General features: G+C 62.4%; 10 protein-coding genes. 9 read left to right on the forward strand and 1 reads right to left on the reverse strand.

The window, feature by feature from the left end; genetic code table 11:
• Positions 1-110 precede the first annotated feature (110 nt).
• Complete coding sequence (locus tag CLU87_RS07875; RefSeq protein WP_056067699.1) at positions 111-1,082, reverse strand: TRAP transporter substrate-binding protein; 972 nt, start codon at positions 1,080-1,082, stop codon at positions 111-113.
• A 447-nt stretch (positions 1,083-1,529) separates the two neighbouring features.
• Here CLU87_RS07875 and CLU87_RS07880 point away from each other — a divergent pair, with 447 nt between their 5' ends.
• From CLU87_RS07880 to CLU87_RS07920, 9 genes are all read left to right on the forward strand, one after another.
• Positions 1,530-1,988, forward strand: coding sequence for an Lrp/AsnC family transcriptional regulator (locus CLU87_RS07880; protein WP_056067700.1), 459 nt, complete (start codon positions 1,530-1,532; stop codon positions 1,986-1,988).
• Positions 1,989-2,241: 253 nt separating this feature from the next.
• Entirely contained in the window at positions 2,242-3,153 is a 912-nt protein-coding gene (locus tag CLU87_RS07885; protein WP_056067702.1) for a LysR family transcriptional regulator, read from the forward strand.
• A 305-nt stretch (positions 3,154-3,458) separates the two neighbouring features.
• Entirely contained in the window at positions 3,459-4,253 is a 795-nt protein-coding gene (locus CLU87_RS07890; RefSeq protein ID WP_056746675.1) for a putative hydro-lyase, read from the forward strand.
• 25 nt (positions 4,254-4,278) lie between these two features.
• Positions 4,279-5,244, forward strand: a complete 966-nt coding sequence (locus CLU87_RS07895; RefSeq protein WP_099730078.1) for a TRAP transporter substrate-binding protein — start codon at positions 4,279-4,281, stop codon at positions 5,242-5,244.
• A 111-nt stretch (positions 5,245-5,355) separates the two neighbouring features.
• The gene (locus tag CLU87_RS07900; protein ID WP_056746149.1) at positions 5,356-5,865 is read left to right on the forward strand and encodes a TRAP transporter small permease; all 510 of its coding nucleotides are present in this window, start codon (positions 5,356-5,358) and stop codon (positions 5,863-5,865) included.
• 21 nt (positions 5,866-5,886) lie between these two features.
• Positions 5,887-7,185: a TRAP transporter large permease gene (locus tag CLU87_RS07905; protein ID WP_199170807.1), complete on the forward strand. Its 1,299-nt coding sequence runs from the start codon at positions 5,887-5,889 to the stop codon at positions 7,183-7,185.
• Positions 7,186-7,227: 42 nt separating this feature from the next.
• Complete coding sequence (locus tag CLU87_RS07910; RefSeq protein WP_099730080.1) at positions 7,228-8,193, forward strand: TRAP transporter substrate-binding protein; 966 nt, start codon at positions 7,228-7,230, stop codon at positions 8,191-8,193.
• Between the two features lie 31 nt (positions 8,194-8,224).
• The gene (locus tag CLU87_RS07915; RefSeq protein WP_099730081.1) at positions 8,225-8,773 is read left to right on the forward strand and encodes a hypothetical protein; all 549 of its coding nucleotides are present in this window, start codon (positions 8,225-8,227) and stop codon (positions 8,771-8,773) included.
• A gap of 48 nt (positions 8,774-8,821) precedes the next feature.
• Entirely contained in the window at positions 8,822-12,475 is a 3,654-nt protein-coding gene (locus CLU87_RS07920) for a hydantoinase B/oxoprolinase family protein (protein ID WP_199170808.1), read from the forward strand.
• The last annotated feature ends 64 nt before the right edge of the window (positions 12,476-12,539 follow it).

Genomic DNA, 12,539 nt, shown 5'->3' on the forward strand with positions numbered 1-12,539 from the left:
ATGGGTAGGTGGGAGGTGATCAGAACCATCGATCGTTCAAGAATAAAAACGCCCGATAGCGCAATGGCTACGGGCGTTATCAGCTACAAAGGTAATAGCAATGAACAGGATTATTTGACGTCGCGGATCTTGTCGATGGCAGCCTTGCCGAACTGCTTTTCAAACTCGGCGTTGACGGGGGCCAGTGCCGCCACAAACTTGGCCTTGTCCACGTTGTCGATCACGGTCATGCCCTTGGCGCGGAGGTCGGCCACGCCCTTGGCGTCGTCTTCGTCCACGCGTGCACGGTTGGCCTTGGTGCCTTCTTTAGCGGCATCGATGAAGGCCTGCTTGTCGGCCGCCGAGAGCTTGTCGAAAGCTGCCTTGTTCATCACGAAGATGCAGGGCGAGTACACGTGGCCGGTGAGCGTCAGGTGCTTTTGCACCTGATCGAACTTGGCCGAGATGATGACGGACAGCGGGTTCTCCTGACCGTCCACCGTGCCTTGTTGCAGCGCCGTGAACACTTCAGGGAAGGCCATGGGCGTGGTGATGATGCCGAAGCCCTTATAGGCTGCGATGTGCACTGGGTTTTCCATCGTGCGCATCTTCAGGCCCTTCAGATCACCGGGCTCCTTCACGTCGCGCTTGCTGTTGGTCATGTGGCGGAAGCCGTTCTCTGCCCAGGCCAGCGCCTTGAAGCCCTTGGCATCGAACTTGGACAGCAGGTCTTGACCGATGGGGCCATCCAGCACGGCGCGGGCATGCGCCTTGTCGCGGAACAGGAAGGGCACATCCAGGATCTTGGTCTCAGGCACAAAGTTGGGCACTGGGCCTGTAGAACTGAACGCCAGCTCTTGTGTCCCCAGCTGCACCGCTTCAATCGACTCTCGCTCGCCACCCAGTGCACCGTTGTAGAAGGTCTGTACCTTGTAACGGCCCCCTGTGCGTTTTTCGACCTCTTTGGCAAACGTGTCGATGGCTACACCCTGGTGGGAGTTCTGGGCCGTCGAGATGCTGATGCGCATAGTGGTCTGCGCAGCAGCGGTGGCCACAAAGCCGAGCGCAAGGCTCAGTCCAACGACGAGTTTGGTCAATTGCATGGTGTCTCCTGTTGATGTTGTGGCAGGGGAACGGGGCACTTGGGCTCCTTGCAGAGCCACCCCTGGCCTCAGTCAAATTATGGCGGTGCAGCATGGCCGCAGGCATCCGGGTTTGTGCTGGTAAGCGTGCTTATCAACTGGTCAACCCCGCGTTTGCAGTTGCATTGGCGACACCTCTTTGGAATGGGGCGCCGAGGTTCGTACACAGGACGCATGCCGCCGACGGATGCAAGCGGCTATTCAATCTGGGGAGGCATCTGGAATGCCAAGGGCCCCGTGCTGGCGGTAACCAGCCGGGGCCTTGTCAATTTGTGCGCTCCGGTAAGAGCGCCTTGATGGAAGAAGTATGCGCCGGGTGTTGCAGATGAATTTGCTGAATTTGGTGCATTCTGCTGGATATGCAGAATAAATTTCTGTATTTCGTCGGTTTACTGAATAATAAGGTCGATGGATCGACTGGATAGAAAAATTCTCGCTGTCTTGCAGGCCAACGCTCGCGCCAGCCTGCAAGAGATAGGGCAGGCCGTGGGCTTGAGCCCGTCGCCCTGCTGGGGGCGCATCAAAAAGATGGAAGAGGCCGGTGTCATCCAGGGCTACACGGTGCGCATCAACCCCCAGTCGCTGGACCTGGCCGACACGGTGCTGGTGCAGGTCACGCTCGACAGCCACTCCGACAACACGCTCGAAAAGTTTGGCGAGACACTGGCCAGCATTCCCGAAGTGATCGAGGCGCACCTGGTCTCCGGTGACTACGACTACCTGCTGCGCATCGTCGTCAAGGACACCCGCGATTACGAGCGCCTGCTGCGCGAGAAGCTCTACAAGATCAAAGGCATACGGCACAGCCGCTCCAGCTTTGTGCTGCGGACGTTGAAGAAGGCTGACCTGCCCTTGTTCACCGGGTAGGCCGGTGGTGTGGCGTGGCAAGACGCCACAGGTTCCTTGCAGAAAACTGGCAACGCACTTTTAGCAAGCGCCCCAACTGCGAGCAGTTCTGCGTTGTGTCCTTGAAATGCGACGGCACAATGGCTTTTACAGCGCGGTGTTTGCCGGAAAAAGGCATGTGGATTCCGACACCGTGCACCATCACAGTGCGCCCGTCTGGGCAGTGCGCAAAGCCGTTGGTACACAGGCACACCCAGCCCTTCCGAAAAACACCATGAACCTGCGTTTTGTCGAAGCCTTTTACTGGGTGGCCTCTCTCAAGAGCGTGACACGCGCCGCCGAGAAGCTTTTCCTGACCCAGTCCGCGATGTCCAGCCGCATCTCCGCACTCGAAGAGGAGCTGGGCGTGCTGTTGCTGGACCGGCGTGACAAGCACTTCAAGCTCACGGTGGCCGGTGCCCGGTTCCTGGTGTACGCCAAGCGCATGCTGGAGCTACAGCGCCAGCTCAAGACCGAGATGGGATCAGGCGGCCCTTTGGAAGTATCGATTCGTCTGGGCGCCATCGAATCGGTACTGCACTCGTGGCTCATTCCGTGGGTGGAACAGCTGCGCAAGGACAACCCGTTGCTGGAGCTAGAGCTGACGGTCGAGACCACCCCCGTGTTGCTCGACCAGATCCGCCGCGGCACGCTGGATGCCGTTTTCGCAGCCCTGCCGGCGGCCGCGGATGGCATCCGCAGCCAGGCGGTGACGCCCATGGAGATGGTGTTTGTGGGCAACAGCAAAACGCACCGCAAGCGCCGCTATGCGCTGGAAGACTTTGCAGGCGCTGACATCCTGACGTTTCAGCGTGGCTCGCAGCCGCACGTGTCCCTTCTCGATACGCTGCGCCAGGCCCAGGTAGAGCCGCGTTGCGTGCACACCATCTCGTCGATTTCTGCGATGGTGCAGCTGGTGCAGGGCGGCTTTGGTGTGGCCACTTTGCCGCGCCTGGCAGTGCAGCGCCTGCTGGCGTTTCCAGACCTGCGTGCACTGGCTTGCGACACCGCACTGCGGCCGCTGCCCATCCATGTGAGCTACCGCGAAGACCCCTCGTCACCCGCCATGGAGGCCGTGGTGCGGTCGGCGCTGGACTTCATTGAGCAGCAACAGCCCGCGCCAGCCCGCCGCCCTCGCAAGGGCTGAGCCTTTCGTCAAAAAGCTTCGGTGCACCCTGTCGGGTGTGCGCAGCGCATGCCATTTTTTCCTGCAATCCAGGGATTCGTTGGCGCCAGGGTTTACCCGTAAATTTTCTCTCAGGGTTTTCCCTTGGCACCAAGATGGTTCGCCTCTCCCCAATGGAGTGCATGGAAAAAATCGATGACGTGATAGAAATTTTTTGAATTTGCCAGGGTCGTTCACCCCCCAACACAATCTGCCCAACGTCATGCAATTGACATTTCTCAATGCAAGGAAAAACGGTGGACTTCGTTCAAGAAAATTCGCTCGCGGTGTTTGGTTCCGAAGGTGCCAGCAACCCGATCCATGTCCGTGACACCATCCGCAAGGGCCTGTGGACATCGCATACCAGTGGTCTCGCGGATGGCCATGTCCAGGGCAACGTGGTCATCCTCCCCGAGGTGCTTGCCAGTGACTTCCTCCGGTTCTGTCAACGCAACCCCAAGCCTTGCCCTGTGCTGGCGGTCAGCGAGCCCGGACAGTTCACCTTGCCTTCATTGGGCAAAGATATCGACATCCGCAGCGATGTGCCGCTATATCGCATCTGGCGTCACGGTGAAATGTCGGAAGAGGTGGCGGACATCGCCAGCCTCTGGCGGCCAGACCTGGTCACTTTCATCCTTGGCTGCTCGTTCTCATTCGAATCCGCATTGATCGAGGCAGGCATCCGCCTGCGCCATGTCGAGGAAGGCAAGAACGTGGCGATGTTCCGCACCAATGTGCAAACCGAGCCCGCTGGCCCCTTCGGTGGCCCCATGGTGGTGACGATGCGTCCCATGCCTGCAGCAGATGTGATTCGGGCTGTGCAGGTCACCTCGCGGTTTCCCAATGTGCATGGCGCGCCTGTGCATATCGGTGACCCGGCACTCATCGGCATCGCCGATCTGGCCCATCCCGACTACGGGGATGCCGTGGCGCTGATGCCCGGTGAGATCCCTGTTTTCTGGGCCTGTGGCGTGACACCGCAATCGGCCATCCTCAATGCCCAGCCGGCCTTCTGCATCACCCACGCCCCGGGTTGCATGCTGGTCACCGATCTTCTTAACCACCAACTCGCCAGCTTCTAAGCGGCTTACCCCCAGGAGTCTCCCCATGAAAAAATTTGCACTGTGTATGACGGCTGTCCTCAGCGTGTGTGCGGCCCAGGCCCAGGTCAAGTGGGACCTGCCCACCGGCTACGGTGCTAACAGCTTCCAGACGCAAAACGTGCAGCAGTTCGCCGATGAAGTGGACAAGCTCACTGGCGGCAAGCTCAAGATCACCTTGCACCCCGGTGGTTCGCTGTACAAAGCCAACGAGATCAAGCGCGCGGTGCAGACCGGGCAGGTGCCTTCGGCAGAGTTCATCCTGTCGGGCGCCACCAACGAGAACCCGCTGTTTGGCGTGGACTCCATCCCCTTCCTGGCGACCACCTATGCAGAGTCCAAGCGCCTGTACCTGGCCGCCAAGCCCGCGCAAGAGAAGCTGCTCGCCGCCCAGGGCGTGAAGGTACTGTTCTCGGTGCCATGGCCCGGCCAGTCGCTGTATTCGCTCAAGCCGGTGAGCACGCCCGCAGACTTTGCGGGCACCAAGATGCGCGCCTACAACCCTGCCACCACGCGCATTGCCCAGCTGCTCAAGGCGCAGCCCGTGACGATCCAGCTGTCGGAGCTGGGCCAGGCCCTGGCGACCAACACGGTGCAGAACTTTCTGACATCGAGCGCCAGCGGAGTGGAGTCCAAGCTGTATGAGCAGGTCAAGTACTTCTACCCCGTCAGCGCATGGCTGCCGCGCAATGCCACGGTGGTGAACCAGAAGGCCTTTGACGCCCTCGACAAGCCCCTGCAGGATGCCGTGCTCAAAGCCGCAGCTGCCGCCGAAGAACGCGGCTGGGCCACCAGCGAGCGTGTGGATAAGGAATTCATCAAGGAACTGTCTGCCAAAGGCATGACAGTAGCCGAGCCGAGCGACAGCATCAAGAAGGAGCTGGCGAGCATCGGCGAATCCATGACCGCCGACTGGGTGAAGTCGGCCGGGGCAGAGGGGCAGGCCATCATCGACGCCTACCGCAAGAAGTAGTCACGTCTGAACGTGTCTGAGGGCCCCCACGGGGCCGGGTAGCGCACCGCGCGCTACCCCCGCAATCTCGTTACCGATCCCCCTCTTTTTCAAGCGTTACAGGAGTACGCCATGGACAAACTCGTCCGAAATTTCTACAGGCTGCTGATGCTGCTGTCCGGCCTGTCGATGCTGGCCGCGTTCGGCGCAGTCACGCTGGGCGTTTTTGCCCGCGAAGTCATCCATCTCAATATTGACGGACTCGACGCATACGCGGGCTACGCCATTGCCGCCGCCTTGTTCTTTGCGCTGCCCAGCACGCTGCAAAACGGCGATCACATCCGTGTGACGCTCATCCTGGACAGGCTGCCCTCCCGCTGGCGCAGTGCCTTCGAGTGGTTCTGCCTGGTCAGTGCGCTGGTGTTGTCCGTGTACATCGCCTGCTATGCCGTGCGATCGGTATGGATCTCCTACGTCACCCACGACATCTCGCCGGCAGCCGACGCGTCGCCGCTGTGGATTCCTCAGATCAGCATGGCCATGGGCTGTATTGGTTTTGCGCTGGCGTTTGCCCATGCGCTGGTGCTGCGCTTCCAGGGTGTGGCGTTCATGGCTGTGTCCGAAGCAGCCCGTTCCGAATAACCCGATCCAGGAGAACTCATCATGGACGTCATCATTGCTTTGGGTCTGATCGTGGTGCTGTTCGCAGTGCTCGGATCGGGCCTGTGGATCGGCCTGTCACTGCTGGCAGTGGCCTTGGTTGGCATGGAGTTTTTTACCAACCGCCCGGTGGGCGACAGCATGATGCTGACCATCTGGGGGTCTACCTCCAGCTGGACGCTGACGGCTCTGCCGCTGTTTTTGTGGATGGGCGAGATCCTTTTCCGCAGCAAGCTGTCGAGCAGCATGTTCAAGGGCCTGGCGCCCTGGCTGGAGCGCCTACCAGGCCGCCTTTTGCATGTGAATGTGGTGGGCTGCACCATCTTTGCCGCGATCTCGGGCTCATCGGCTGCTACCTGCGCCACCATCGGCAAGATCACGTTGCCTGAACTCAAGCAGCGCGGCTATCCCGAAGATATCTCCGTGGGCACGCTGGCTGGTGCGGGCACCCTGGGTCTGTTGATTCCGCCGTCGATCATCATGATCGTCTATGGCGTGGCGGCCAACGTTTCGATCTCCAAGCTGTTCCTGGCAGGGGTGATTCCGGGGCTGATGCTGGCTGCGCTGTTCATGGGCTACATCGTCGTGTGGGCTCTGTTCAACAAAGACAAGGTGCCTGCGCCTGACGCGCGCCTCAGCTTTGTGCAAAAGCTGTATGCCTCCCGCCACCTGATCCCTGTGGTGTCGCTCATCATCGTGGTGCTGGGCGCCATATACAGCGGTATCGCCACCGCCACCGAAGCTGCGGCGCTGGGTGTGGCCGGGTCGTTGATCCTGGCCAAGATCGAGGGGTCGTTGAATTGGGAGCGCTTCAAGGAAGGGCTGGTCGCCGCATGCCGCGTGTACTGCATGATCGGCCTCATCCTGGCGGGTGCCGCGTTCCTTACGCTGGCCATGGGCTTCATTGGCCTGCCGCGGCACCTGGCCGAGTTCATCGGCGCGCTGCACCTGTCGCCCTTTGCGCTGATGCTGCTGCTCATCGTGTTCTTCATTGTGCTGGGCTGCTTCCTGGACGGCATCTCCATGGTGGTGCTGACCATCGCTGTGTTGCTGCCCACGGTGGAGGCCGCAGGCTTTGACCTGGTGTGGTTCGGCATCTTCATCGTGCTGGTGGTCGAGATGGCGCAGATCACGCCGCCTGTGGGCTTCAACCTCTTCGTGTTGCAGGGCATGACGCGGCGCGAAGTGACCTGGATTGCACGCACGGCGCTGCCTCTGTTCGCTCTGATGATCGTGGCCGTCGTGATGACGTACTTCGTGCCCGATGTCGTGCTCTGGCTACCACGCCAGATGCAAGGCTGACCCCCAGCCCCCACGCCTGAAACGTCCGCGCAGGAGTTCTCCATGAAAACTTTGGTGTTGTTGGCCGCGCTCGCCGTGGCCCCGGTGCTGCACGCCCAGACCCAGTGGAAGCTGGCTACTGGCTACCGCGCGGAGTCGTTTCATACCCGCAACCTCATGCAGTTTGCGCAGGATGTAGAGCGTGCCTCGGCAGGTGCGCTGCGCATCGAGGTCCATGCCAACAACGCCTTGTTCAAGCTGAACGAGATCCCCCAGGCCGTGCAGGAGGGCAAGGCCCAGGCGGGAGAGACCATCATGACCAACCTGGTGCGGGACATCCCCATCGCCGGGGCGGATGCTGTGCCGTTCGTGGTGCGCAGTTATGCGGACGCGCGGCGCATGTGGGATGTACAGCGGCCGTTGATCGAGTCGCACATGGCCAGCAAGGGGCTCAAAGCGTTGTACGCCGTGCCCTGGCCGCCGCAGGGGCTGTTCTCGATCAACCCCGTGCGCTCGTCCGCCGACTTCAAGGGCACGCGCATGCGCACCTACAACCCCGGCACTGTGCGCATTGCCGAACTGCTGGGCGCCACGCCCGTGGATGTGCCCATGGTGGAAGTCAATCAGGCCCTGTCGGCCGGCAAGCTCGATTCCATGATCACCTCGGCCCTCACCGGGGTCGAGAACCAGGTCTGGGGACAGATCAAGCAGTACTACGGTATCAACGCCTGGTTTCCCAAGAACATCGTTTTTGTGAATCAGCAGGCTTTTGACGCACTGCCTGCACCCACACGCCAGGCGGTCACCAAGGCTGCCGCCGAGGCAGAGACGCGCGGCTGGGCCATGAGCGCTGCAGTGGCCGAAGAGTCGGTGGCCGAGCTGCAACGCAAGGGCATCAAGGTGGATCGTGCGCCGGCGGATTTTGATGCCGAGCTCAAACGCTTGGGCGAGCGGTTCTCCCGCGAATGGGTGCGCTCGGTGGGCAGTGAGGCCAACCAGATCTTCATCCCGTACTACACGCAGCGCTGACCTTTCCTGCACGCCTTTCAGGAGAAGCAACATGCACACGCCCTCGGACACCATCGAGATGTACCTGCGCGCCAAGGACCTCAATCGCCCGCACCTCATCGCGCAAGCCTTTGCCGGTGGCGCGCTGCTGCAGATGGAAATGCGCCAGGGCGACGGGCAGGCCCCGGCATGCACCCTGGGCCGCGAGGCCATTGCCGAGACCCTGGTGCGCAACTTTGGCCGTGCTTATGAAAACGCCTACACCTTTTGCCTGACCGATCCCCCGGCACCGGCCTGCACAGACTTTCACTGCCTGTGGCTGTCTGCCATGACGGCCAAGGACAACCGCGCCGTGTGTGTGGCAGGCGGCCAGTACCACTGGCGATTTGCTCCCGGCAACCGCCTGGCGCAAGAGCTGCGCATCGTGATCGACACCATGCAGACGCTGCCACCCGCCGACATCTTGCCCGTGATGGCCTGGGCTGCCGCGCTGGCGGGCCCCTGGTGCCCCGTGGAGCGGGTTCTGGCCACCGCACCCCCCATTCCTGCCGTGTGGCAGGTCATGCAAAGGCTGGCCCCCGCCAACCTTGCCATCGCCTAGCCACAAAGCCACCACCTCTTTCCATTTTTTATCTCGGAGCCACTACACATGACCACCATGACACCCCAATCGCACACCCCACGCTGGCAGTTCTGGATCGACCGGGGCGGCACTTTCACCGACATTGTGGCCAAGCGGCCCGACGGCTCGCTCACCACGCACAAGCTGCTGTCCGAAAACCCCGAGCAATACAAAGATGCCGCCGTGGCGGGCATTCGCCACCTGCTGGGTTTGAAGCCCGGCGAGCCCGTCACCCCCGCGCTGGTGGAATGCGTGAAGATGGGCACTACGGTGGCCACCAACGCATTGCTGGAGCGCAAGGGCGAGCCCACGCTGCTCGTCACCACACGCGGCTTTCGCGATGCGCTGCGCATTGCCTACCAGAACCGCCCACGCCTGTTTGACCGCCACATCCAGCTGCCCGAGCTGCTTTACACCGAAGTGATCGAGGCCCGCGAACGCATGGGTGCCCATGGCGACGTGTTGCAGAACCTTGACGAAGCCACCCTGCGGGGTGACCTGCTGGCGGCGTACGGGCGCGGGCTGCGCAGCGTGGCCATTGTGTTCATGCACGGCTACCGCTACACGCAGCACGAGCAGGCAGCAAAGCGTATTGCCAAGGAGGTGGGCTTCACGCAGATCAGCGCCTCGCACGAAACCAGCCCCATGATGAAGTTCGTGAGCCGGGGCGACACCACGGTGGTGGATGCCTACCTGTCTCCCATCCTGCGCCGCTACGTGGAGCAGGTGGCCAGCGAGATGCCGGGCGTCAAGCTGTTCTTCATGCAGTCCTCCGGTGGTCTTACCGATGCAGGCACCTTCCAGGGCAAGGACGCGATCCTCTCCGGCCCCGCAGGCGGCATTGTGGGCATGGCGCGCACGGCGGGCCTGGCCGGGCACGAGAAGGTCATTGGTTTTGACATGGGCGGAACGTCCACCGATGTGAGCCACTACGCCGGTGCGTTCGAGCGCGAGTTTGAGACCCACGTGGCCGGTGTGCGCATGCGCGCCCCCATGATGAGCATCCACACGGTGGCGGCTGGCGGTGGCTCGGTGCTGGCCTACGACGGTGCCCGTTTTCGCGTCGGCCCTGAGAGCGCAGGCGCCAATCCAGGCCCGGTGAGCTACCGCCGCGGCGGCCCGCTGGCTGTGACCGATGCCAATGTGATGGTCGGCAAGGTGCAGCCCCGTTACTTCCCCAGTGTGTTCGGCCCCGCAGCCAACGAAACGCTGGACGCCGATGCGGTGCGCGCGCGATTTGAAGAAATTGCTGCCCAGACCCAGCGCAGGCCCGAAGAAGTGGCCGAAGGCTTCATCCAGATTGCCGTGCAGCAGATGGCGAACGCCATCAAGAAGATCAGCGTGGCACGCGGCTACGACGTGACGCGCTACACCCTGCAGTGTTTTGGTGGCGCCGGTGGGCAGCATGCCTGCCTGGTGGCGGATGCGCTGGGCATGTCGCGCGTATTTGTACACCCGTTGGCTGGGGTGCTCAGCGCCTATGGCATGGGCCTGGCCGACCAGACCGTGATCCGCGAGCAGGCGGTGGAGATGCCGCTGGCGGCTGAATCCCTGCCACTGATCGCTGAGCGCCTGGATACGCTGGGTTCTGCCGCGCAGGCCGAGCTGGAGCGCCAACAGGTCAGTGCGAACCCGGCGCAGGTACGCCACAACGTGCATGTGCGCTACGAGGGCACCGACTCGGCCCTGGTGGTGCCTTTTGGCGACATGGCCAGCATCCAGACGGCCTTTGAGGCCGCTTACCGCCAGCGTTTTGCGTTCCTCATGGCGGGCAAGGGCCTGGTGGTGGAGGCTGTGTCGGTCGAAGCCATGATTGCAGGCGACGCTCCCGCCGAGCCGCGCCTGCCCGTGCACCCGCACCGTAAGCACCCGCAGCGCGAGATGGTGAAGATGTACTCGGGCGGCGCATGGCACGACGCTGCCTTGGTAGTGCGCGAGGACCTGCACCCCGGCGACGTGATCCCCGGCCCGGCCATCATTGCTGAGAAGAACACCACCACCGTGGTGGAGCCCGGCTGGTCTGCGCGCCTGACCGACCTGGACCACCTGGTGCTGGACCGCGTGACGGCCCGCAAGGTGCAGTACGCCGCGGGCACCACGGTGGACCCGGTGCTGCTGGAGGTGTTCAACAACCTGTTCATGAACATTGCCGAGCAGATGGGGCTGCAGCTGCAGAACACGGCGTATTCGGTCAACATCAAGGAGCGCCTGGACTTCAGCTGTGCGCTGTTCGATGCAGCCGGCAACCTGATTGCCAACGCGCCCCACATGCCCGTGCACCTGGGCAGCATGGGCGAGAGCATCAAGACTGTGATCCGCGAGAACGCGGGCAAGATGCACCCGGGCGATGTGTACATGCTCAACGACCCGTACCACGGTGGCACCCACTTGCCCGATGTGACAGTGATCACGCCGGTGTATGTGGCCGAGGGAAACGAGCCCACGTTTTATGTGGGAAGCCGGGGCCACCATGCGGACATTGGCGGCACCACTCCGGGGTCCATGCCACCGTTCTCCACGCGCATTGATGAAGAAGGTGTGCAGATCAACAATGTGAAGCTGGTGGACCGGGGCATCTTTCTGGAAGAGGAGGTGCGCACCCTGCTAGCCACGGGCGGCGGCACCACGCCATACCCCAGCCGCAACCCGCAGCAAAACCTGGCCGACCTGCGCGCACAGATCGCGGCGAACGAGAAGGGCGTGCAAGAGCTGTCGAAGATGGTGGACCAGTTTGGCCTGGATGTCGTGCAGGCCTACATGCGCCATGTGCAGGACAACGCCGAAGAATCCGTGCGCCGTGTGATCACGCAGCTCAAGGACGGCAGTTTCACCCTGCCGCTCGACAACGGCGCGCAGATCAGCGTGTCGGTCAAGGTCAATGTGGCCGAGCGCAGTGCGGTCATCGACTTTGCAGGCACCAGCCCGCAGCAGATGAACAACTTCAACGCCCCGCGTGCTGTGTGCATGGCGGCGGTGCTGTATGTGTTCCGCACGCTGGTGGATGATGACATTCCGCTCAATGCCGGGTGCCTCAAGCCCCTGCAGGTGATCATTCCGCAAGGCTCCATGCTCAACCCCAATCCGCCGGCCTCGGTGGTGGCGGGCAATGTGGAGACCTCCACCTGCATCACGAACGCGCTGTTTGGCGCATTGGGCGTGATGGCGGGCAGCCAGCCCACCATGAACAACTTCACCTTTGGCAATGCGCAGTACCAGTACTACGAAACCATTGCTGGCGGCAGCGGTGCTGGCGCGGTGCTGGACGCCTCGGGCCAGGTCGTGCGTGGCTTTGACGGCACCAGCGTGGTCCAGACCCACATGACCAACTCGCGCCTGACCGACCCCGAGGTGCTGGAGTTCCGCTTCCCGGTGGTCCTCGACAGCTATGAGATCCAGCGCGGGTCTGGCGGCGCGGGCCGCTGGGCGGGCGGCGATGGTGGCGTGCGGCGCGTGCGTTTTCTGGAGGCGATGACGGCCAGCATCCTGTCCAACGGGCGCTTGAACCCTGCGTTTGGCATGGCTGGCGGCCAGCCCGGCAGGCCTGGCGCCAACCGCGTTCTGCGCGTCAACGGCCAGGTGGAGGAACTGGGCCACATCGGTGCGGCGCTGATGGAGCCCGGCGATGTGTTTGAGATCGCAACCCCAGGCGGTGGCGGCTTTGGTGAATGCGTCACGTCATGACGCGATAGGCAACTGCCCCCTGTGGGGCATGTGCTGTGCGCATCGAACCTGCGGGGTCGCAATG

It is taken from the genome of Acidovorax sp. 59 (genome assembly GCF_002754175.1).
Taxonomy (GTDB): Bacteria; Pseudomonadota; Gammaproteobacteria; order Burkholderiales; family Burkholderiaceae_C; genus Acidovorax; species Acidovorax delafieldii.

Coding starts and splice junctions, on each gene's coding strand:
- CLU87_RS07905 (WP_199170807.1), top strand. CDS start 5,887: ATGGACGTCATCATTGCTTTGGGTCTGATCGTGGTGCTGTTCGCAGTG.
- CLU87_RS07920 (WP_199170808.1), top strand. CDS start 8,822: ATGACCACCATGACACCCCAATCGCACACCCCACGCTGGCAGTTCTGG.
- CLU87_RS07900 (WP_056746149.1), top strand. CDS start 5,356: ATGGACAAACTCGTCCGAAATTTCTACAGGCTGCTGATGCTGCTGTCC.
- CLU87_RS07875 (WP_056067699.1), bottom strand. CDS start 1,082: ATGCAATTGACCAAACTCGTCGTTGGACTGAGCCTTGCGCTCGGCTTT.
- CLU87_RS07885 (WP_056067702.1), top strand. CDS start 2,242: ATGAACCTGCGTTTTGTCGAAGCCTTTTACTGGGTGGCCTCTCTCAAG.
- CLU87_RS07880 (WP_056067700.1), top strand. CDS start 1,530: ATGGATCGACTGGATAGAAAAATTCTCGCTGTCTTGCAGGCCAACGCT.
- CLU87_RS07895 (WP_099730078.1), top strand. CDS start 4,279: ATGAAAAAATTTGCACTGTGTATGACGGCTGTCCTCAGCGTGTGTGCG.
- CLU87_RS07910 (WP_099730080.1), top strand. CDS start 7,228: ATGAAAACTTTGGTGTTGTTGGCCGCGCTCGCCGTGGCCCCGGTGCTG.
- CLU87_RS07915 (WP_099730081.1), top strand. CDS start 8,225: ATGCACACGCCCTCGGACACCATCGAGATGTACCTGCGCGCCAAGGAC.